Origin of the sequence: Sphingorhabdus sp. SMR4y (assembly GCF_002218195.1) — a bacterium.
Taxonomy (GTDB): Bacteria; Pseudomonadota; Alphaproteobacteria; order Sphingomonadales; family Sphingomonadaceae; genus Parasphingorhabdus.
This window is the reverse complement of record NZ_CP022336.1, coordinates 159428-180038: the sequence shown is the minus strand read 5'-3', so window position 1 is coordinate 180038 and position 20611 is coordinate 159428. Positions and strand designations below refer to the sequence as shown.

Genomic DNA, 20611 nt, shown 5'->3' with positions numbered 1-20611 from the left:
AAGACCTGAGCTGATCAGCCGGAAGCGCCTATTCTTCCGGCTTCTTCGCCACGCCCACAAACGCCGGACGTAGCAAACGATCCTTGATCATGTAGCCGGCCTGCATTTCCTGCACGATGGTGCCGGGTTCTTCATCGGTGGTCGGGATTTCGACCATCGCCTGATGCTGGTTGGGGTCGAGCGGGAGGCCGACCGAGGCGACGCGCTTGATGCCGTTTTTCTCGAACACGGACTGCAGCTCGCGGCCGGTGGCTTCAATGCCGTTGATCAGGCCCTTCCACTTTTCCTCGTCCTTGACCTCGGCCGGAATGGCCTCGAGCGCGCGGTTCATATTGTCCATCACCGAGAGCATGTCGCGGGCAAAGCCGGTGGCGGCATAGGCGCGGGCGTCCTGCGCGTCCTTTTCGAGGCGGCGGCGGACATTCTGGGTCTCTGCCTGCGCGTAGAGCACGGCCTGCTGGGCTTCGGCCAGTTCATTTTCCAGCGCCTCGATCCGGTTGTCGGCATTTTCCGGCTGGCCGGCTTCTCCGGCAGCTTCGCCTTCTCCGCCCTCTTTCATCGATTCCGGCACGCCATCCAGCTCGGCGGCTGCGGCGGCGTCGCCATTGTCTTGTCCGGGATTCTGCTTGGTATCGCTCATGTTCTAAATCACTCTAATTTCTATCATTTGGTCAACAAACGCGACAGGCTCTGCGCGGTAAAGTCTACCATGGGTACGACGCGCGCGTAATTCAACCTTGTCGGGCCGATTACGCCGACCACGCCGACCACCTGTCCATCGCTGTCCTTGTAGGGCGCCGCTATCACAGATGAGCCGGAAAGCGAGAATAATTTATTCTCCGCGCCGATAAATATTTTCGCCGCTTCCGCATCGCGGGCATTGTCGAGCAGCCGGGCAATTTCCTGCTTGCCCTCGAGCTCGTCGAGCAGGCGGCGGACCCGGTCGAGATCTTCCAGCGCGCTATTGTCCTTGAGCAGATTGGCTTGGCCGCGGACGATCAGCACCGGCCGGTCGGCGGGGTCGCGACTCCAGGTGACCATGCCGGCCTTGACCAGCTCTTCCGACGCCTTGTCGATCGCCAGTTCACCGGCGCTGATTTCCCGGTCGACGGTGGATAGTGCCTGACTGAGCGTCATACCGCCATAGCGGGCGGTGAGATAATTGCCGGCCTCGACCAGTGCCGATTCCGAGACGCCGGGCGGCAGGTCAAGCACGCGGTTTTCCACCGCGCCGTCCTGGGACACGAGGATCGCCAGCCCCTGCCCTTCGGACAGTTTGACGAAACTGAACTGCTTGAGCAACGGCTCGCGCTTGGGCACCAGCACGAGGCCGGCGCAGGACGACAGGCCGGAAAGGATCGAGGTGGTGGCGCGCAGGGCGTCCTCGACCGGCCCCTGTTCGGTGATCTGACGCTCGATCGCCGCGCGCTCTTCCTGCGACGGCGCCGCCGCCTGCATCATGCCGTCGACAAACAGCCGTAGCCCAAGCTCGGTCGGCATCCGCCCGGCGCTGGTATGCGGCGCGGCGAGCAGGCCCAGTTCCTCGAGATCCTGCATGACATTGCGGATCGAGGCGGGCGAAAGCTCCAGCCCCGGCGCCTTCGATATGGTCCGCGACCCGACCGGCGCGCCGGTGTCGAGATAGGATTCCACCACGACGCGGAAGATGTCCTGCGCGCGGGTGGTCATTTCGGTGATCGGGGTGGTGGTCATGGGTGATAGATAGGATGAAAACGAACGGGTTTCCAGCGGGCAATTGCGAGGAGCCGTGCTGCGCACTTGATGCGCTGCGTTCTTCACCCTCTCCCGTCGGGAGAGGCAACCGGAGCTTGGTATCTTTGGTGGCTGGCGCAGGCCGGTGGGGGGGGCGGGCCTTATAGCATTTAACCCCTCACCGAGCGCGATCAGGGTAGCTTCGCTACCAGATCTTGCTTGCCTCTCCCTCTGGCAGAGGGAAAATGCCTCCCTTCCCCGAAGGGACCGGATGAGCGGTTGTCTCTCCGTGTGGGAGTGGATAAGACCGCCCCAACTCAAACTAAGGAATCATCACATGCGACCATCGGGCCGTGCGCCGGACGAAATGCGCGCCATTTCCATCGAAACCGGATTTACCAAACATGCCGAGGGCAGCTGCCTGATCAGCTTTGGCGATACCAAGGTGATCTGCACCGCCAGTATCGAAGAGCGCATTCCGCCATGGCTGCGCGGCAAGGGGGAAGGCTGGGTCACCGGCGAATATTCGATGCTGCCGCGGGCGACCAATACCCGTAATTCGCGCGAAGCGGCGCGCGGCAAGCAGAGCGGCCGGACGCAGGAAATCCAGCGTCTGATCGGGCGCAGCCTGCGCGCAGTGGTCGACATGAAGAAGCTCGGCGAACGCCAGATCACGGTCGATTGCGATGTCATCCAGGCGGATGGCGGCACACGGACGGCCTCGATCAGCGGCGCCTGGGTGGCGCTGCGCCTCGCGGTCAACGGCCTGCTCGACATGAAGCTGATCAGCGAAGATCCGATCGAACAGAAGATTGCGGCGATCAGCTGTGGCATATTCGAAGGCACGCCGGTGCTCGATCTCGACTATGACGAGGACAGCAACGCCGGTGCCGATGCCAATTTCGTGCTGACCGGTGATGGCAATATCGCCGAAGCGCAGGCGACTGCCGAGGGCCAGACCTTTGACGACGAAGGCCTGATGCGGCTGATGCGGCTGGCGAAAATCGGCTGCGGCCAGATTTTTGAAGCGCAGGACAAGGCGGTCGGTTAGGATTTAGGCGAAAAGAATAACCGTTCGTGCTGAGCTTGTCGAAGCACCTCTCGACGCGAAGTGCCCTGCGACAGGCTCAGGGCGAACGGAATTGGAAAACTTATGACCACCCACCGCAAACTCACCCCCGGACGTCTAGTGATCGCCAGCCATAATCAGGGCAAGGTGCGGGAAATCCGGGCGTTGCTGGAGCCTTATGGTATCGAGCCGGTGTCGGCGGGTGATCTCGATCTGCCCGAGCCGGAAGAGACCGGGACCACTTTTGCCGAAAATGCGCTGCTCAAGTCGCGGGCGAGCGCGGAAGGTGCGGACTGCGTGGCGCTGGCCGATGACAGCGGGCTGTGCGTGGCGGCGCTGGACGGCAAGCCGGGGGTTTACACCGCCGACTGGGCCGAGCGGCAGTGGTTTGAAGGCGACAGAGGCCGCGACTGGTATATGGCGATGGGTAAGGTCGAGGGAAAGCTGGCCGAGCAAGGGCTGGATGTCGACCGTAGCGCCTATTTTGCCTGCACGCTGGCGCTGGCCTGGCCCGATGGCCATTCGGAAGTGTTCGAGGGACGGGTGCAAGGCAATCTCGTCTGGCCACCGCGCGGGACCATGGGCTTTGGCTATGATCCGGTGTTTCAGCCGGTCGGTTTTGACGAGACATTTGCCGAACTCGATCCGGCGCAGAAACAGGCGATGAGCCACCGGGCCGATGCGTTTCGGAAACTGGTTGCGGCCTGTTTTTGATCTGTCACCCCAGCGCAGGCTGGGACCTTAACCAGGGGTGGTGAGACTCACACAGGCGGCTTGAATACCAGCCTCTTGCCGTTCGCACTGAGCTTGTCGAAGTGCAGCTCTCGGCGGATAGATGTCCTTCGACAGGCTCAGGACGAACGGGTTGACGCAATTAGTTTGAACCGATCACCTTAGCTGTAGCCTACCCCTTCAACGGATCGCGTCCGACGATATTGCCTGCCGGACCATAGCGACAGACCAGAAAATCATCGCGCGCATTGCTCGCCACCGCGCAGCCGACGCGCTGGCTGGTCGGCCAGATGATCTGGGTATAATGGGCAACATCGCCCCAGGTGCCGGTGGTGCTGCTGTTGGGGAACAGGCCGCGCTTGAAATAGCGGTCCTCGTCGACCCAGGCTCCGATCATTTCGCCGTAACTATAGGCATCGCGGGTGCCCATCCAGAGATTCTCGCCATGCCGCGGGCTGCGACCCGTTTGCGGGTCATGGGCAAATTTTCCGGTGCGGGCCAGAGTTGCCGCATAGACGGCAGCGTCCTTGGCCAACTCGTCATTCCAGACCAGTTTCGGCGCACCGACCTTTGCCCGCGCGTCATTGTGCCCTCGCATCATCGCGCTTTGGAGACGAGTGTCGCCGCGCGGAGCCGGCTCCATGCTGGTGCGGGTTTCAACCACCGTGGTCGGCGCCGGATTGTGCGAGGTCCCGGCCGAACAGGCGGCAAAGGCTGGCGTGATTAGAAGGATGGCGCTAAGGGCGCGAAATATATGCATGAACTGGCCTCTACAACGGAAAATCTGAACAGGAGTGATATGGGGCCTCTCGCCCTCTATATCCACTGGCCGTTCTGCGTTTCCAAATGCCCCTATTGCGATTTCAACAGCCATGTCCGCGATCAGGTGGATGTCGCGGCGTGGCAGAGCGCCTTGCTGGCCGATATGGCACATGAAGCGGCGCTGACACCGGGCCGCAAGCTGTCGAGCATCTTCTTTGGCGGCGGCACGCCGTCGCTGATGCCGCCGGCGCTGGTGGAAACATTGATCGCGGAAGCGCAGCGCCACTGGGGCTTTGCCGACAAAATCGAGATCACGCTGGAGGCCAATCCGTCTTCGGTGGAGGCTGCAAATTTTCACGATCTCGCCGAGGCAGGCGTGAACCGGGTGTCGCTGGGCCTGCAATCGCTGGATGACCAGACCCTGGAATTTTTGGGCCGCGCGCATGATGTCGAGGAAGGTCTGGCCGCGCTGGATACCGCGCAGCAGGCGTTCGACCGGGTCAGTTTTGACCTGATCTACGCCCGTCCCGGCCAGTCGCTGGACGACTGGCAGGCGGAACTGGACCGTGCACTCGGCTTCGGCACCGGCCATCTTTCGCTTTATCAGCTAACCATCGAGCCGGGCACGCGGTTCGAGACTTTGGTGCGCACCGGCAAGCTGATCCCGGCCGATGATGATCATTGCGCCGACCTGTTCGAACTCAATCGCAGCATGATGACCGCAGCCGGCCTGCCCGCCTACGAGATCAGCAACCACGCCAGGCCCGGTCAGGAAAGCCGCCATAATCTGACCTACTGGCGCTATCAGGACTATGTCGGCATCGGCCCCGGCGCGCACGGACGGCGTCTGGACAGCGCGACCGAGCGGCACAAGAAGCCGGAAAATTTCCTTTCTGCAGTCGAACGCAATCGCAATGGCCTGAAGGTCGAACAGCCTTTGTCAGCAGCAACGCGGGCGATGGAAGCGCTGATGATGGGGCTGCGCCTGGCCGAAGGCGTGGATATGGCTGCGCTTGCCGACAAGACCGGACTGACGGCGGCGCAAATGATCGATCACGCAGCCATCGACCAGCTCGCCGGTCTCGGCCTGCTCGACAGCACAAGGGGGCGGCTGACCATATCGCCCAAGGGCATGCCGCTGCTTGATGCGCTCTTGCCAAAGATCATCGCAGACGTCTGAGATCCCACGCATTTTTCTATCGCTGATGGGCGTTGAATATTATCGGCTTAGCTGTCACACTCCACAAAAATATGGAGAGAGAAGCCATGGGAATATTCAGCGTGATCAAGCGCGAGATCCAATTCACGCGGTCGCTGAAAAATGTGATGGCTCTGGTCAAGGATATCGATGCCGACGCGCCGATCCTGATCACCGATGATATCGAGGCCACGGTCGATCTCTATCCGGACAATATCGCCTTTTATTTCGAAGGCGGCAGGGTGACCTATGGCGAATTTGAAGCCCGCGCCAATCGAATCGCGCACTGGGCGCTGGCGCAGGGCTATAAGGCAGGTGACACGGTCGCCCTGTTCATGGAAAATGCCCCCGATTTTGTCGCCACCTGGTTCGGCCTGTCCAAGGTCGGGGTCATAACGGCGCTGATCAACAGCAATCTGGAAGGCGCCGGGCTCGCCCACTGCCTGAACATTGTCGATACAAAGGCGGTGATCACCACCGCCGATCTGGCCCCGCGCGTATCGCATATTGCCGGCCAGCTCGACGGATCACCGGCGCTGTGGGACTGGGACGGCGAGATTGGCCAGAACCTCAACAGCGCCCTGACCGCCCTGCCCGCTGATCGCCCCGACAAGAGCCACCGCGCCCATATGACCGGCAAGGACCTGTTCCTCTATGTCTATACATCGGGCACCACCGGCCTGCCCAAGGCGGCGCGCATCTCCCATGCCCGCGCCCGGCGCAGCTTCCGCATCGCCATTTCGACCTGCCCGCTGACGCCCGAAGACCGCATCTACATCACCCTGCCGCTCTATCACGTGACCGGCGGCTTCATCGGCATGGGCGGCGCCTTGTTGAGCGGCGCATCGGCAATCCTGCGGCGCAAATTTTCCGCCTCGCAATATTGGGACGACGCCGCCGACAATGGCGCCACGGTGATCGTCTATATCGGCGAGCTGTGCCGTTATCTGCTCAACCAGCCGGACCATCCCAAGCAGAGCGCGCACACAGTCCGGGTCGGCATCGGCAATGGCCTGCGCGCCGATATCTGGCAGCAATTTGTCGACCGTTTCCAGGTGCCCAAGCTGCTCGAAATCTATGGCTCGACCGAGGGCAATATCTTCCTGATGAATTTCGACGGCAAGATCGGTGCGGTCGGGCGGATTCCGAAATATCTGGAGAAGCAGTTCGGCGATACCAGGATCGTGAAATTCGACATCGCCGAGGAACAGCCGGTGCGCGGCGAGGACGGTTTCTGCATCAATGCGGACTGGGACGAGCCGGGCGAACTGATCGGGCGGATTTTCAAGGACAGCCCGTCCGACTTTTCCGGCTATCAGGACAAGGAAGCGACCGAGAAGAAAATCCTGCGCGACGTGTTTGAAAAGGGCGATGCCTGGTTCCGCTCCGGCGATCTGATGAGCCGCGACCGTTCCGGCTATATCTATTTCAAGGACCGGATCGGCGACACGTTCCGCTGGAAGGGCGAGAATGTCGCGACCAACGAAGTCTCCGAAGTGCTGTCGCAATATCCCGGGATCAGGACCGCCAATGTCTACGGCGTCGAAGTCCCCGGCACCGATGGCCGCGCCGGCATGGCTTCGCTGACCGTGGCGGATGATTTCGATATATCCGGCCTGCGCGCTTTTCTGGCCGCAGAACTGCCGCCTTATGCCGTGCCCCTGTTCATCCGCATCGAGCCGGAGGCGCAGACCACCGGCACGTTCAAATATCGCAAGGTGGAGCTGGTCAAGGAGGGCTTTGATATCGGCGCGATCGATGATCCGGTCTGGTTCTGCAAGCCCGATGCAGAGGGCTATGCCGAACTGACCGAGGCGGAACATGCCAGGATAGTGTCGGGGGAATATCGGTTGTAGAGTGCCTGCTCCGCATGGGATGCGGCGCTTCTGTCAGTCGTGTAGATCTTAGGCTCCCGAGCTCCGCATCAAGTGCGGAGCACATTGCCCTCTCCCATTAGGAGAGGATGTTTGGAGATTGATTCCCCGTCTGCTAAACCATGTCCGTTCACCCTGAGCCTGTCGAAGGGTGACAGCCAGCGTATTTCGACAAGCTCAGCACGAACGGAACGTATGACCGATACCACCCGCGCCCTGATCAACACCTTTTCCGCCTATCTGCGCGATGACCGGCGGCGGTCGCCGCATACGGTGCGCGCCTATGTGATCACGGCGGAGCGTTTCACCGAATTTCTGATGGACCATATCGGCAACGGTGTTGGCGCAGACGAGGTCAAGACGGTAACCCAGGCCGATATCCGCGCCTATCTCGCCCACCGCAGAGTTGACGGCCTGACCAACAACAGCGCGGCGCGGGAATTGTCGGCCTTGCGCGCGTTTCTGAAACATGTCGGCGGGGACGAAGCGCAAATCCCCAAGATCAAGGGCCCCAAGGTCAAGCGCGGCGTGCCGCGCCCGGCGTCGCCCGATGATATCTTGGCGCTGGCCGGCGACGCGCAGGACAGCGCCAGCAGCGACTGGGTCGGCGCGCGCGACTGGGCAGTATTGCTGCTGCTCTATGGCTCCGGCCTGCGGATCAGCGAAGCGCTGGACCTGACCGGCGACATTCTGCCGCTGTCCGACACGCTGCGGGTTACGGGCAAGCGCGGCAAAACCCGGATCGTGCCGTTGCTGCCACAAGTGCGCGAGGCGATCGAACATTATATCGATCTCTGCCCCTATCCGATTGCCGCCGACTTCGCGCGCTGCAAACATGATGATATCAGCGGATCGCCCCTGTTCCGTGGCCAGCGCGGCGGTCCGCTGTCGCCCAATATGATCCGCCGGGTCGTGCAGCAGGCGCGGACCCGGCTCGGCATCGCCGACAGCACCACGCCCCATGCCCTGCGCCACAGCTTTGCGACGCATCTGCTGGCCGGCGGCGCCGATTTGCGGAGCCTGCAGGAATTGCTGGGCCATGCGAGCCTGAGTTCGACGCAGGTCTATACCGCAGTCGATGCGGCGCATTTGCTCGATGTGTATAACAGCGCGCATCCGCGGGCGGGGTAGCACAATCTTGGTACCACTGCCTGCGCAGGGAAACGGTTCTTGGCCGTCATTGCGACGAGCGGAGCAACGAAGCAATCCAGAGCCGCGCGTACCGCACTGGATTGCTTCGCTACGCTCGCAATGACGGCAAGGCCCCCTAGATCGAATTCTCGGCCCGTTCCTTGATGATATGCAAGACATTGTCCTGGACATCGCCAAGCAACAGTTCCCCCCACAGGCCCAGATAAAAATCCATATGGCTGCGCATTTTGTAGCGGGTGGTCAGAACCAGCCTGGATCGATCAGGGCCGATTTGCTTGAGCGCGTAGCGACCCGAGATGATTTTCAGCTTGTCGCCATCCGGTGAAATATGTTTATCGGTATATTTCTGGACAGAATCGTCGGGAAAACGAAAGTTCCAACTCAGGGCTTTTCCTTGCTGAAAATCTGAAACCACCTCATCAAATCGAATATTTTCGCCCCATTGCGCTTTGCGAACCAGTCCCGCACTTTCCCGCTGAATTTTCGCTTCGCTTGGGCGAGGCACCATCAAAATATCCTGGGTCAGGTTGAATTTCCCCTCATCGGCTGAGATAGCGGGAATATTGATCAGCAACGGCCAGATAATCTTTGTCCCGGCATCAATTTCGATTTCGCGAGACACTTCCCAATCGTTCCATTCTGGCGGTGCCATCTGTTCGGCAGCCAGCAACGCGATCGGGAGCACGACCCAGCCCACGGACATCAGCCGGGACCTGCCTTGCTTCTTTGCTTCTCTGGCATTCCACCGGTTGATCAGTGCTCCGACCGCTGCTGCGGGAATCCACAAAGGAAATATCATCGCGATACAGATCAGGCCCTCTATTTTGGCCACAGAAGTCAACAAAAAGGCGATCCCCAGCACCACAGTAACGAAGCCGATACATCCGAGCATGGACTTACTGCCATTGGGGTCGCCGAGTTGGACCATCAAACCGCCAAGCGCTGCAGGGATGACAAGCAAGGCAACCAGGCCCGCATCGCTTACCCCCCACTGGTCGCCGTAAAATAGCAGCAAGGTGATACCGAACAGGATCGTCAGCAAGCTCGCCGTCAATATATGATCTGCTCGCCCGAATTTTCTCGTGGATTCCGTCATCACCCCCACCGCCCTTCAACAACATCCCAACAAGCCCAGTCTGCTTCAATCCCCCTTCGGTCGCCAGAAAATAATGCGCCAGATATAGACCACCACCAGCATGCCGATCACACCCAGCGATACCGGCCCCAGATATTGCCCGATATCGTCGATATTCTGTTGCAGCGTATAGCCGGCATAGACCAAAGCGCTGTTCCAGACCGCGGCGCCGGCGCTGGTGGCGAGGATGAAGCGCTTGTGTGACATGCCGAACAGGCCGGCGGGCACGGAGATCATCGTGCGGATATTGGGGATGAAACGGGCGACAAAGACCACCCACTGGCCGTGATTGTCGAAAATCCGGTCGATCCGGTTGACCGTGTCGACATCAAGCGTCAGCCAGCGGCCATGTTTGCGGACGAAGGCGCGCAGATCATCCTCGTTCCAGTGGCGGCCGACCATGAACCAGACATAATTGCCGGCCAGCGAACCGACCGTGCCGACCAGCACCAGCCAGGCCGGATGAAATGTCCCCTGCCCCACGCCAACGCCGCCGAGCCCCATGATCAGCTCGGACGGGATTGGCGGGAAGATATTTTCCAGCGCCATCAGCAAGGCAATGGCCCAATAGCCGCCCTGCTCGATCAGATCGGTTACCCAGCTGTTCATCGCGCGCGGCCTGCTGCCCTATTATTGTTCGGCAATTCGCCGCTCGATTGCGTCCCAAATCATGCCCGCGGTATCGGTGCCGTTGAAATTGTCGATCGCGACAATGCCGGTCGGCGAAGTGACGTTGATCTCGGTCAGCCATTTGCCACCAATCACGTCGATACCGACGAAGATCAGGCCGAGCCGTTTCAGGTCGGGGCCCATGGCGGCGCAGATTTCCTTCTCACGCTCGGTCAGATCGGCGGCTTCGGCATAGCCGCCCTGCGCGAGGTTGCTGCGGAATTCGCCTTCGCCCGGCTTGCGGTTGATCGCACCGGCAACTTCGCCGTCGACCAGCACGATGCGCTTGTCGCCCTGATGCACCTCGGGGAGAAAGGGCTGGACCATGTGGGGTTCCGGCCAGGTCTGGTTGAACACCTCGAACAGGGCGCTGAGATTGCTGCCGTCTTCGGGCACCAGAAAGATCGCCTTGCCGCCATTGCCGTGCAGCGGCTTTACCACCACGCCGCCATGTTCCTTCTGGAAAGCGCGCACTTCGTCGAGGTCGCGGGTGATCAGGGTCGGCGGCATGAACTGCGCATAGTCGAGCACATAGACCTTCTCCGGCGCGTTGCGGACGGAGACGGGGTTGTTGACGACCAGCGTCTCGCCCTCGATCCGCTCGAGCAAATGGGTCGCGGTGATATAGCCGACGTGGAAGGGCGGGTCCTGACGCATCAGCACGACATCGACATCGCTGCCGAGATCGAGCTTTACCGGATCGCCGAAGGTGAAATGATCGCCTTTTACCGGCTGTACTGTTACCGGATGGGCCGGCGTGGTCAGGCGGCCATTGGCCTGCAGGGTCAGGCCCTTCACGTCATAGTGGAAAATCTGATGCCCGCGTTTCTGGGCGGAGAGCATCAGGGCGAAGCTGCTGTCGCCCGCGATATTCACGGTCTCCATCGGGTCCATCTGTACGGCGATTTTCAGGGTCATTTGCATTCCTCAGATATTTTCGAACCCGCTTACCGTTCGTGTCAAGCCTAGTCGAGACACATTGGCATTGCGGCAGTCGTCTCTCGACTTCGCTCGAGACGAACGGGAGAGATGCGTTTCTAGCCGTTCGTCCTGAGCTTGTCGAAGGGCGTTTTTGTTTACTGCGGTAAAGGGAAAGTTCGATCGGTTAACCGTTCGTGTCGAGCCTGTCGAAGCATCTTGACCGTCAAACCACCGAAAGTCCGATAGACGTCCTTCGACAGGCTCAGGACGAACGGCTGGAGGTCAGAGACCCCCGCCTGCGCGGGGGTTGACGCTTCGGAACGCTTTGCATTCCGTGGCGCGTCAAAATCCATGCCAGACATTGGGCAGATGGACCGGCAGCCGTCTCGGGGCGATCAGGATCACGTCAATCCGGGCGTCTTCCCCCTTGGTGCAATAGCGCGGATAGAGGATTTCCACCGCATCGGCGACACGCCGGAGCCGGTTCAAATCGATCGCCTGTTCCAGATCTTCCAGCCTGGTGCGCGCCTTCACCTCGACAAAGGCAACCAGCCCGCCGCGCTTGGCGACCAGATCAACCTCGCCGCGCGGTGTACGCACCCGCTCATCCAATATCCGCCAGCCTTTCAGGCGCAGGAAGCGGGCTGCGGTCTTCTCGGCCTGGCGGCCGCGTTTCTCGGCAGCCTCGCGTTTCATCTGAAGGGTGTCGTCTGTGCCCGGTTTGGCGCTGGTTGAGCCTGCGCGCGGCCATGTCCTTCGACAGGCTCAGGACGAACGGTGTGGGGGACGCAAGCTTTCATTTCTGATGCCGCTTGCGAAGCCAAAAGTCCCGTTCGTGCTGAGCTTGTCGAAGCACCTCTCGCGCAAGAGCGCCCTTCGACAGGTGCAGGGCTAACGGCAGGAGGTTCCGCTACCGTCATTTTTCCGATTTCCAGCGGTTGGCCAGTTCGTAAAGCGCCTTGCGGTCGGTGTTGAAGGCACGGGCGACCTCGCCGGCGGCTTTCGAGGCCGGCAGGCGATCCAGCGCTTCGCGGAGCGCCGCCTCGATATCTGCTTCGCTGGCCGCTTCCGGCGCGCCGGGCGGGCCGATGATGACCACAATTTCGCCTTTCGGCTTTTCCGAACCGTAGCGGTCAGCCAGTTCACCCAGCGGGCCGGTCACGGATTCCTCGAAACGCTTGGTGATTTCACGGACCACTGCCGCCTTTCGGTCCCCCAGCACCGCGAGCGAGTCGGCCAGCATCGCTCCCAGCCGCGAACCGTTTTCATAAAAGATCAGGCTAGCATTGAGAGAGTGTAGCGCCGCCAGGGATTCGCATCGCGCTTTGGTTTTGCTTGGCAGAAAGCCTTCGAAAAGAAAGCGGTCGCTGGGCAAACCGGAGAGGGTCAGGGCCGCGATCGCGGCGCTCGGGCCGGGGATCGTCGTGACATGGAGTCCGGCTGCCTGCGCGTCCCGAACCAGCTTGTAGCCGGGATCGGAGATCAGCGGAGTGCCGGCATCGCTGACCAGTGCGACAATTTTACATCGCACCGCGTCCAAAATAGCTTCACGATCAGCGGCAGACTTATGGTCATTATAGACCATCATCCTTGACTTTTTACCTATGTGATTCAAAAGCTTGCCTGTCACTCTCGTGTCTTCGACCAGGATGATATCGGCGGCAGCGAGCGTCTCTTGGGCGCGGCGCGACAAATCTCCGAGGTTGCCGATAGGCGTGGCGACGATATAGAGACCGGATTGGGCAGGAGCAGACATATGACGGTCATGGCAGACAAGATGCATCTAGGACAAGATCAAAGCAGACGGCGCGGTATTTTGAAATGGGCGGGTCTCTCCGCCGTTGCGATGCTGGCCGGCTGTTCTACCGTCGTCCCGCGCGGCGCCGAGCCGGTGCGGACCGACGCGCCGACACCGCCGCCGGTCACCGCAGGCCTGCCCGAGGACCAGAAACATCACCGCATTGCTCTGCTTGTCCCGCTGACCGGAAAAAATGCCGGCGTCGGCCAGTCACTCGCCAATGCCACCACCATGGCGCTGCTCGACACCCGCGCCGAGAATATCCGCATGACCAGCTATGACACGGCCAAGGGTGCAGCGGCAGCGGCCCGGAATGCCATTCGCGATGGCAACAAGCTGATCATTGGTCCGCTGCTCAGCGACAATGTAGTCGCGACTGCCAATATCGCCCGGCCTGCCGGCGTGCCGATACTCAGCTTTTCCAACGACAGCGGCGCAGCGGGCAATAATGTCTTCATATTGGGCCATATCCCGGCCCAATCGATCAACCGGGTTGTAACCTATGCCAAATCCAAAGGCATGAAGCGCTTTGCCGCACTGGTGCCCAATGGGGTTTATGGGCAGCGCGCTTCCTCAAGTCTGCTGCGCAGCGTGAAAGATGCCGGCGGCACCGTGGTTTCGATCCAGACGTTCAACCGCGACTCCCAGTCGATCGAAGCGGCCACCAAGAAGCTTGCGGATAATGGCGATTTCGAAGCGGTGCTGCTTGCCGACAACGGCAATATGGCGATCAAGGCCGCGCCCTATATCCGCAAGAATGCAAGCGGTACGGCGAAAATCCTTGGCACCGACCTGTGGAACACGAGCAGTAATCTCGCCGGCGCGCCGGCTATGCGTGGTGCCTGGTTCGCCAGCGTTTCCGATGCGCTCTACAAGCAATATGCCGACAAATATCGCAGCCGCTATGGCAAGGCTCCGTTTCGGTTGTCGAGCCTCGGCTATGATTCGGTGCTGCTGACCGTCAAGGTTGCACGCAACTGGAAAGTCGGCGACCCCTTCCCGATCAATCAGCTCACCGACAAGGGTGGTTTCATCGGACTGGACGGCGTCTTCCGCTTCAAGCCCGATGGCGTCTCCGAGCGGGCTCTGGAAGTGCAGGAAATCCGCAACGGCAGTTTCACCGTCGTCGATCCGGCGCCCAGAGGGTTCTGATCGCTGTCATTACGGTAGCTGCCAGCGCACCGTGTTGGTGTAGGACGAGCGGACCGCTTGACCGCTGGCATTTTTTGCAGGGCTGAACCGGGCGCGGCGCATTAATGCGCTGCAGGATGCCGTATCGAGATCCGCATGGCCGCTTGATGCCAATATATCGCAGGCGGTAACGTCGCCGGTCTCGCTGATCCGGAGTTGAAATTCGACAGCACCGCTTCGCTCCTCTCGCAAAGCGGCAACCGGATAATCGCCGGACGAGATCCATTCTCCCGGATTTCCGGCAGGCACCGGGGGAATGATCGCCTCGCTGCGAAGTGCAGAATCGCCGCCCTCCGGAGACCGAAGGGGTGAAGTTGCAGGCGCATCATATTGCGCTGTGGGGTCCTGTTCGGCTGGTTGATCCACCCAGAACCAGGCGGCCAGACAAATGCCGATAAATACGGCTAAATCGACAAGCGGCTTTCGAAACGGACGAGGAAGGTCCCTGGAAGGGCCAGACAGAAAGGCCGACAGTTTTCCGGCCCGTTGCTCATCTTCCCTGATCTCGTCGTCCGTGTGATATCCATTGCCCGGTTCATAGAACGCATCGGGATCGTCGCTCTGCGACGCGTCGTCCAGATAAAAATTATCTTCCGCATCCGCATGATAGCCGGTGCCGGGTTCAAGGTTTTCCGCCGGGATTGCTTCGGGCGACGTTTCGGCTGGATCGTCCCGTTCGCCGTTTGAGAGACTGTCGCGTCCCGGCGACACGCTGCCTCTCGAATAGTCCGGGCGATAATCATAGCGCGCGCCGATAGAGGACGCACATTTCTGACAAATCACGCTATAGTCACCGCGCGACAGTTTTGAATTTTTCAAGAGATCGTCCGCACCGGCCTCTCCGGTGTGGACGAGCGGGCGAGGTTCACCGCAATTTCCGCATACCGGCAGTTTCAGCGACTTACGTCTGAAAAATCCAAACACGCCCGGCCCCCATCAGGTTCAGCCGATATTCTGGCCGGTCGACTCCCAGTCCTTCAGAAAGCCTTCGAGCCCCTTGTCTGTCAGCACATGCTTGAACAGGCCGCGGACCACGTTTGGCGGCATGGTGCCGACATCGGCGCCGATGCGAGCGGATTCGAGCACGTGGATCGGGTGCCGGATCGAGGCGACGAGGATTTCGGTGTCAAAGGCGTAATTGTCGTAGATCAGCCGGATGTCCTCAATCAGCGTCATGCCGTCGAGGCCATTGTCGTCATGGCGTCCTACGAACGGCGAGATGAAGCTGGCGCCGGCCTTGGCCGCGAGCAACGCCTGATTGGCCGAGAAACAGAGCGTCACGTTGACCATCGTGCCTTCGCTTGTCAGCGCCTTGCAGGTCTTCAGACCATCGACGGTCAGCGGCACCTTGATGCAGACATTGTCTGCAATCTTGCGCAGCACTTCGGCCTCTTTCATCATTGCGTCATGATCGAGCGCGACCACTTCGGCCGACACCGGACCATCGGTCAAACCGCAGATTTCCTTGGTCACTTCCATGATATCGCGACCCGATTTCTTGATCAGCGAAGGATTGGTGGTGACGCCGTCGACCATGCCGGTCGCTGCGAGGTCGGCGATTTCCGCGGTGTCGGCGGTGTCTACGAAAAATTTCATCGGTCTGGCTCCAGATACAGGAATAGGGCGGTACTGGCGCTTTGCCTATCCGCTTTCCCCCAGCCGGGGAACTGTTGCCCTGTCCTGTCCGACAGAAAGCTGTGGATAATTTGGGGGAACAATACGGGATAAAACCGCCCTAAAAGGCTTTTCCGACTCCCAAAACCGCCATCAGAAGCGGGTCGTTGGTCGCCTGCGGATTGGCGCGTATCGCTTCTTCCTGCGCCCCTATCGAACGGTAGATGGCGGTACTGGCCTTGGCGGTCACGTCCCGGCTGATACTGGAGAAATCGACGTTGGTGGCTTGCGCCAGCACCAGATTGATAATTTCATTGTCGAACAGCCTGAGGCCATTGCCAATGCCGGGCAGCATCCGGTCGACCAGCGTATCGCCCAGTTGCCGCTGCAGCAGGCTGGTGGCGGCACGCGGCCCGCCGTTGATGATTGCGGCAGCGTCGGCGATGCTCATGTTGCGGATGGTATCGGCGACAATCGGGGCGGCGAGCTCCGCCCCCTTTTCCGCGGCGCGATTGACCTGCAGCAAAAGCCGGTCCTGAATCGGCTTCGAGCGCAGCAAAGCGGTGGCAATGCTGGTTACGCGCGATCCGCCAAGCGAATCCGGAACGGAAATGCGCGCCACCTGGCTGTCGAAGAAACCATTGGGCTGCATCAGTTCGGCAAAGGCATTCTGCGCCGACAGGGTGAGCAGCCGTTTGACGGCTTCGGTCAGGCTCAGACCCGGCAGGCTTGAACAGCCGGGCAGCGCCAGCAATGTCGCGGCAGCGCCGAAGCCGAGAACCGATCTGCGATGATAGTCCATTATACTCTCCTATATTCGTCCCGATATTCGTCAAAGCAGGAATGACGGATGATGATAAGCTGCCTATAGCATGAATATGAATCGCGTTCGTGTACTCCTGCTTAATGCTGCCCTTGGTCCGCTGGATTATCGCGTTCCCGAAGGCATGCGGGTCGAGCCGGGGTCGATCGTGATGGCGCCGCTCGGGCCGCGCAAATTGCCCGGCGTGGTGTGGGAGCCCGAAAGCTTTCCGGTCGAGGAAATCGACCCGAAGAAATTGCGGCCACTGCTCGAGGTCCGCGATGTGCCGCCGCTGCGCGGACCCTTGCGGCGGCTGATCGAGTGGACGGCCGCTTATTATTTTGCCTCGCCGGCTTCGGTGCTGCGCATGGTGCTGTCGAGCGGCGCCGCCTTTGCCGACAATCGACCGATCAGCGAATATCGCCTGAACGGCAGCGTGCCGGACCGGATAACCCCGCAGCGACAGCAGGCGCTGGAGAAGCTTGCCGGCGTGCAAGGCACGATCAGCGAGCTGGCCAACAAGGCCGGCGTCTCGATCGCCGTGATCCGCGGGCTGGAAAAGCTGGGCGTTTTCGACCGGGAGGATGTTTCGCCCTTTGCCGTCAGCGCCCGGCCATCGCCCGATTTCGACATGGTTGATCTCAGCGATGACCAGAGAGATGTCAGCAATATCCTGATCGATGCGGTGCGCGCGGCGGCGTTTAAACCCTTTCTGCTCGACGGCGTGACCGGGTCGGGCAAGACCGAGGTCTATTTCGAGGCGGTTGCCGAAGCCCTGCGCCAGGACAGGCAGGTGCTGGTGCTGCTGCCCGAAATTGCGCTGACCGAACCGTTTCTCAACCGCTTCGAGGCGCGGTTCGGGGCTGAACCGCTGGCCTGGCACAGTGGCATGAAGCAGTCGGAGCGCAAGCGCAACTGGCGGGCGCTAGCCGAGGGCAACGCCAAGGTCATCGTCGGCGCGCGCTCGGCCTTGTTCCTGCCTTATGCCAATCTCGGCCTGATCATTGTCGACGAGGCACACGAGACCAGTTTCAAACAGGAAGACGGTGTGCGCTATCATGCCCGCGATGTCGCGGTCATGCGCGGGCTGTACGAGAAGATACCGGTGATACTGGCGTCGGCCACGCCGGCGATCGAGACCCGCCACCAGGTGGAACAGGGCAATTATGAACTGCTCGAACTGCCGGCGCGTTTTGGCGGCGCGACGATGCCCGATATCGAAGCGCTGGATCTCACCGAAGATGTGCCGCCGCGCGGCAACTGGCTGGCGCCGACGCTGGTCGACGCGCTCGAGGAGAATCTCGGGCGGGGCGAGCAGTCGCTGCTGTTCCTCAACCGCCGTGGTTTTGCGCCGCTGACCCTGTGCCGGACCTGCGGCCACCGGATCGCCTGCCCCAATTGCACCGCATGGATGGTCGAACATCGCCTGACCCGTCGCCTTGCCTGCCACCATTGCGGTCATGTCATGCCGATCCCGGAAAAATGCCCGGAATGCGGCGACGAGGACAGTCTGGTCGCCTGCGGTCCCGGGGTCGAACGGATTTGCGACGAGGTCAAGATGCTGTTCCCCCAGGCACGGACAGCGATTGTCACGTCCGACACGATCTGGTCGCCGCAGAAGGCCGCCGATTTTGTCCAGCAGATGGAAGCGGGCGCCATAGATATTGTCGTCGGCACCCAGCTGGTAACCAAGGGCTATCATTTTCCCAATCTCACGCTGGTTGGCGTGGTCGACGCGGATATCGGGCTGGAAGGCGGCGATTTGCGCGCCGCCGAGCGCAGTTTCCAGCAGATCGCGCAGGTCGCGGGTCGTGCCGGACGGGCGGAAAAGCCGGGGCGGGTCTATGTCCAGACAAGGATGCCGAACGCGCCGGTGATCCAGGCGCTGATCGAGAACGACCGGGAGGGCTTTTACGCCGCCGAGATCGAATCCCGGCGTCAGGCGCAGGCCCCGCCCTTCGCCCGCTGGGCCGCGATCATCGTATCGTCCGAGGACAATAGCGAGGCGATGGAAACCGCACGGCTGATCGGCCAGACGGCACCGAAGCTGGACGGATTCTCGGTCTTCGGCCCGGCCCCGGCCCCGCTGGCGATGCTGCGCGGCAGGCACCGGCACCGGCTGCTGGTCCATACTTTGCGCTCGGTCGATCTGCAGAATATCATGCGCGACTGGCTCGAACATCTGGAATGGCCGCGCGCGGTACGGGTCGGCGTGGATATCGATCCTTACAGTTTTGTTTGACCACATTGTGCTCCACACTTGATGCGAGGCTTTGGGTTGGGTAGCGCTAGTGCCGCACAGGGCTCCGCATCACGTGCGGAGCACAGATATTGAAAGCCGCTCCATGAATCGCATCCTTGCCCTGATTTTTCTCGTTTCGGCCCTATTGTTCACCGGCCCGGCCCAGGCCGATCCGGCCGATATCAGCGCCGCAAGCCGCTCCGTCGTCCGGGTGGTACTGGCCGCGAAAGACGGCAGCAAGGTCGCCTTTGTCGGCCATGGCAGCGGTTTTGCGGTGGCGCCGGACAAGATCGTCACCAACGCCCATGTCGTCGAGATTGCGCGGCAGGAACCCTCCGTGGTGATCGGTATCATCCCGTCGCAGGGCGGGACCAGCTATGGCGGCAAGATCATCGCTTATTCGCCGGGCAATGATCTGGCGCTTATCCAAGTTCTCGACGGAGGACGCCTGCCGCCGATGACGATCTTTGGCGGTCCGGTCAGCGACGGCGCGGATGTGGTGGCGGTCGGCTATCCCGGTTCGGTCGACCGCGCGCAGGGGCTCGATCTCGACGACCTGATCAACCCGATGTCCCCGGTCAAGACCACCGGCACCGTGTCCGGCGGGCGGACAACCAAGCAGTTTGACACGATCCTGCACACCGCACCGATCGCATCGGGCAACAGCGGCGGACCGCTGATCGACAATTGTGGCCGGGTGCTGGGTGTCAACAGCTTCGGTTCGATCAGCAATGGCAATGATGCGGAATTCGGCTTTGCCGTTTCGGCGCGCGAGATCCTAACCTTCCTGCGCAAGACGGAGGTCAAGGCGAGCTCGACCGCAACGCCGTGCCGCTCTGCCGCCGAGATCAGCGAGCAGGAACGTCAGCGCGAAGCGGCGGCCCGGGCGCAGGTGGCAGCGGCCAAGGCCGCGGAAGCAGAGAAACGCGAACGGCAGGAGAATGAACTCCGCACCGGCATCACGCAGGATATCATCGCCGAACGGGAAAACCGGATCGCGATAGCGGCGCTGATGCTGGCGCTGTCGCTGCTGGCGGCCGGCGGTGCGGGCGTCCTGCTGTTGCAGGGAAAGCGCAATCCGGGAATTGCGGCAGCGGGAGGTGCGGCAGTGCTGCTGCTCGGGGCCGTCATCATTTTCCTGTCCCGGCCGGACTTCAGCGAAATCGATGACCGGGTCGCCGCAGCGATGAAAGACAATGCGGAACAGAAAGAGCCGCAGCAGCCCAGCATTGTCACATCGGGGAAATATCAGTGCACGATCAATCCGCAGCGCAGCCGGATTACCGTGTCCCAGGAGAATGAACTGCCGCTCGAATGGGGCGACGGTGGCTGCGTCAACGGGCGCACGCAATATGGCCGCGACGGCGCCAAATGGTCTCGCATCTTTGTCCCCAATGAAGAGCAGACGATCACGATCAGCAGCTTCCAGCCGGATCGCAGGGAATTTACCGAGGAACGCTATCTAATGGGACTGGACGCGATGACCAAGGCGCGGGAGATAAGAGCACAATATGGCAACCGGGCCTGCACGACCGATGTCAAGGCGCTGGCCGATATCGAGGATATGGTGAAAGCGATCCGGGCCGTCTTGCCATCGCAGGCAAACGAGCGGCTGGTCTATGAGTGCAGAAAGAGTGACTAGCCCGAAGGCCATTGCCGATGGCGGTCGATGCCGATGCCGACCGGAAGCCGGATCAATCGCGCCCGAAAGCGGCGAGTAGCAACTGCACTGTCAGGCT

19 protein-coding genes are annotated in these 20611 nt (G+C 61.1%); 8 read left to right on the top strand and 11 right to left on the bottom strand.

All coding sequences use genetic code 11. The annotated features are described in order from the left end of the window. Nucleotides 1-28: 28 nt before the first annotated feature. Nucleotides 29-640 (bottom strand): nucleotide exchange factor GrpE, encoded by a 612-nt coding sequence (gene grpE / locus SPHFLASMR4Y_RS00780; protein ID WP_089131858.1) that lies wholly within the window; start codon nt 638-640, stop codon nt 29-31. 23 nt (nt 641-663) lie between these two features. After that, nucleotides 664-1713, bottom strand: a complete 1050-nt coding sequence (hrcA, locus tag SPHFLASMR4Y_RS00775) for a heat-inducible transcriptional repressor HrcA (protein WP_089131857.1) — start codon at nt 1711-1713, stop codon at nt 664-666. Nucleotides 1714-2050: 337 nt separating this feature from the next. On the opposite strand from hrcA, the gene rph reads away from it, so the two are divergent. Further along, the gene (gene rph, locus SPHFLASMR4Y_RS00770) at nt 2051-2764 is read left to right on the top strand and encodes a ribonuclease PH (protein ID WP_089131856.1); all 714 of its coding nucleotides are present in this window, start codon (nt 2051-2053) and stop codon (nt 2762-2764) included. Between the two features lie 102 nt (nt 2765-2866). Next, nucleotides 2867-3496 carry an RdgB/HAM1 family non-canonical purine NTP pyrophosphatase gene (gene rdgB, locus SPHFLASMR4Y_RS00765; protein WP_089131855.1) on the top strand — a complete coding sequence of 210 codons (630 nt, stop codon included), beginning with the start codon at nt 2867-2869 and terminating at the stop codon, nt 3494-3496. Nucleotides 3497-3686: 190 nt separating this feature from the next. On the opposite strand, the gene SPHFLASMR4Y_RS00760 is transcribed toward rdgB, so the two are convergent. Further along, nucleotides 3687-4274: a CAP domain-containing protein gene (locus SPHFLASMR4Y_RS00760; protein WP_089131854.1), complete on the bottom strand. Its 588-nt coding sequence runs from the start codon at nt 4272-4274 to the stop codon at nt 3687-3689. A gap of 39 nt (nt 4275-4313) precedes the next feature. On the opposite strand from SPHFLASMR4Y_RS00760, the gene hemW reads away from it, so the two are divergent. From hemW to SPHFLASMR4Y_RS00745, 3 genes are all read left to right on the top strand, one after another. Next, entirely contained in the window at nt 4314-5456 is a 1143-nt protein-coding gene (hemW, locus tag SPHFLASMR4Y_RS00755; protein WP_089131853.1) for a radical SAM family heme chaperone HemW, read from the top strand. A gap of 86 nt (nt 5457-5542) precedes the next feature. After that, nucleotides 5543-7330, top strand: a complete 1788-nt coding sequence (locus SPHFLASMR4Y_RS00750; protein WP_089134594.1) for a long-chain-acyl-CoA synthetase — start codon at nt 5543-5545, stop codon at nt 7328-7330. 213 nt (nt 7331-7543) lie between these two features. Then, entirely contained in the window at nt 7544-8479 is a 936-nt protein-coding gene (locus SPHFLASMR4Y_RS00745) for a tyrosine recombinase XerC (protein WP_089131852.1), read from the top strand. A gap of 136 nt (nt 8480-8615) precedes the next feature. Here SPHFLASMR4Y_RS00745 and SPHFLASMR4Y_RS00740 read toward each other — a convergent pair whose 3' ends face one another. The 5 genes from SPHFLASMR4Y_RS00740 to rsmI form a co-directional block, all read right to left on the bottom strand. Next, on the bottom strand, nt 8616-9596 hold the full coding sequence (locus SPHFLASMR4Y_RS00740) for a hypothetical protein (RefSeq protein ID WP_145955420.1): 981 nt from the start codon (nt 9594-9596) through the stop codon (nt 8616-8618). A 45-nt stretch (nt 9597-9641) separates the two neighbouring features. After that, nucleotides 9642-10244, bottom strand: coding sequence for a DedA family protein (locus SPHFLASMR4Y_RS00735; protein ID WP_089131850.1), 603 nt, complete (start codon nt 10242-10244; stop codon nt 9642-9644). A 21-nt stretch (nt 10245-10265) separates the two neighbouring features. Then, the gene (gene gshB / locus SPHFLASMR4Y_RS00730; protein ID WP_089134593.1) at nt 10266-11222 is read right to left on the bottom strand and encodes a glutathione synthase; all 957 of its coding nucleotides are present in this window, start codon (nt 11220-11222) and stop codon (nt 10266-10268) included. A 345-nt stretch (nt 11223-11567) separates the two neighbouring features. After that, nucleotides 11568-11921 carry a YraN family protein gene (locus tag SPHFLASMR4Y_RS00725; RefSeq protein ID WP_089131849.1) on the bottom strand — a complete coding sequence of 118 codons (354 nt, stop codon included), beginning with the start codon at nt 11919-11921 and terminating at the stop codon, nt 11568-11570. Between the two features lie 220 nt (nt 11922-12141). Further along, the gene (gene rsmI, locus SPHFLASMR4Y_RS00720; RefSeq protein WP_089131848.1) at nt 12142-12981 is read right to left on the bottom strand and encodes a 16S rRNA (cytidine(1402)-2'-O)-methyltransferase; all 840 of its coding nucleotides are present in this window, start codon (nt 12979-12981) and stop codon (nt 12142-12144) included. Here rsmI and SPHFLASMR4Y_RS00715 point away from each other — a divergent pair, their 5' ends adjacent. After that, nucleotides 12982-14175 (top strand): penicillin-binding protein activator, encoded by a 1194-nt coding sequence (locus tag SPHFLASMR4Y_RS00715; protein WP_260807027.1) that lies wholly within the window; start codon nt 12982-12984, stop codon nt 14173-14175. 9 nt (nt 14176-14184) lie between these two features. Here SPHFLASMR4Y_RS00715 and SPHFLASMR4Y_RS00710 read toward each other — a convergent pair whose 3' ends face one another. From SPHFLASMR4Y_RS00710 to SPHFLASMR4Y_RS00700, 3 genes are all read right to left on the bottom strand, one after another. Then, nucleotides 14185-15033 carry an energy transducer TonB gene (locus SPHFLASMR4Y_RS00710; protein ID WP_186266000.1) on the bottom strand — a complete coding sequence of 283 codons (849 nt, stop codon included), beginning with the start codon at nt 15031-15033 and terminating at the stop codon, nt 14185-14187. Nucleotides 15034-15156: 123 nt separating this feature from the next. After that, a complete protein-coding gene (gene fsa, locus SPHFLASMR4Y_RS00705) occupies nt 15157-15810 on the bottom strand; it encodes a fructose-6-phosphate aldolase (RefSeq protein ID WP_089131846.1) in 654 nt (217 codons plus the stop codon). 139 nt (nt 15811-15949) lie between these two features. Further along, nucleotides 15950-16630 carry a DUF4197 domain-containing protein gene (locus SPHFLASMR4Y_RS00700; protein WP_089131845.1) on the bottom strand — a complete coding sequence of 227 codons (681 nt, stop codon included), beginning with the start codon at nt 16628-16630 and terminating at the stop codon, nt 15950-15952. Between the two features lie 76 nt (nt 16631-16706). On the opposite strand from SPHFLASMR4Y_RS00700, the gene SPHFLASMR4Y_RS00695 reads away from it, so the two are divergent. Both SPHFLASMR4Y_RS00695 and SPHFLASMR4Y_RS00690 read left to right on the top strand, forming a co-directional pair. Next, nucleotides 16707-18872, top strand: coding sequence for a primosomal protein N' (locus SPHFLASMR4Y_RS00695; RefSeq protein WP_089134591.1), 2166 nt, complete (start codon nt 16707-16709; stop codon nt 18870-18872). Nucleotides 18873-18975: 103 nt separating this feature from the next. Further along, complete coding sequence (locus SPHFLASMR4Y_RS00690) at nt 18976-20514, top strand: trypsin-like peptidase domain-containing protein (RefSeq protein ID WP_089131844.1); 1539 nt, start codon at nt 18976-18978, stop codon at nt 20512-20514. Nucleotides 20515-20611 lie beyond the last annotated feature (97 nt).

Coding starts and splice junctions, on each gene's coding strand:
- grpE (WP_089131858.1), bottom strand. CDS start 640: ATGAGCGATACCAAGCAGAATCCCGGACAAGACAATGGCGACGCCGCC.
- hrcA (WP_089131857.1), bottom strand. CDS start 1,713: ATGACCACCACCCCGATCACCGAAATGACCACCCGCGCGCAGGACATC.
- rph (WP_089131856.1), top strand. CDS start 2,051: ATGCGACCATCGGGCCGTGCGCCGGACGAAATGCGCGCCATTTCCATC.
- rdgB (WP_089131855.1), top strand. CDS start 2,867: ATGACCACCCACCGCAAACTCACCCCCGGACGTCTAGTGATCGCCAGC.
- SPHFLASMR4Y_RS00760 (WP_089131854.1), bottom strand. CDS start 4,274: ATGCATATATTTCGCGCCCTTAGCGCCATCCTTCTAATCACGCCAGCC.
- hemW (WP_089131853.1), top strand. CDS start 4,314: ATGGGGCCTCTCGCCCTCTATATCCACTGGCCGTTCTGCGTTTCCAAA.
- SPHFLASMR4Y_RS00750 (WP_089134594.1), top strand. CDS start 5,543: ATGGGAATATTCAGCGTGATCAAGCGCGAGATCCAATTCACGCGGTCG.
- SPHFLASMR4Y_RS00745 (WP_089131852.1), top strand. CDS start 7,544: ATGACCGATACCACCCGCGCCCTGATCAACACCTTTTCCGCCTATCTG.
- SPHFLASMR4Y_RS00740 (WP_145955420.1), bottom strand. CDS start 9,596: ATGACGGAATCCACGAGAAAATTCGGGCGAGCAGATCATATATTGACG.
- SPHFLASMR4Y_RS00735 (WP_089131850.1), bottom strand. CDS start 10,244: ATGAACAGCTGGGTAACCGATCTGATCGAGCAGGGCGGCTATTGGGCC.
- gshB (WP_089134593.1), bottom strand. CDS start 11,222: ATGACCCTGAAAATCGCCGTACAGATGGACCCGATGGAGACCGTGAAT.
- SPHFLASMR4Y_RS00725 (WP_089131849.1), bottom strand. CDS start 11,921: ATGAAACGCGAGGCTGCCGAGAAACGCGGCCGCCAGGCCGAGAAGACC.
- rsmI (WP_089131848.1), bottom strand. CDS start 12,981: ATGTCTGCTCCTGCCCAATCCGGTCTCTATATCGTCGCCACGCCTATC.
- SPHFLASMR4Y_RS00715 (WP_260807027.1), top strand. CDS start 12,982: ATGACGGTCATGGCAGACAAGATGCATCTAGGACAAGATCAAAGCAGA.
- fsa (WP_089131846.1), bottom strand. CDS start 15,810: ATGAAATTTTTCGTAGACACCGCCGACACCGCGGAAATCGCCGACCTC.
- SPHFLASMR4Y_RS00700 (WP_089131845.1), bottom strand. CDS start 16,630: ATGGACTATCATCGCAGATCGGTTCTCGGCTTCGGCGCTGCCGCGACA.
- SPHFLASMR4Y_RS00695 (WP_089134591.1), top strand. CDS start 16,707: ATGAATCGCGTTCGTGTACTCCTGCTTAATGCTGCCCTTGGTCCGCTG.
- SPHFLASMR4Y_RS00690 (WP_089131844.1), top strand. CDS start 18,976: ATGAATCGCATCCTTGCCCTGATTTTTCTCGTTTCGGCCCTATTGTTC.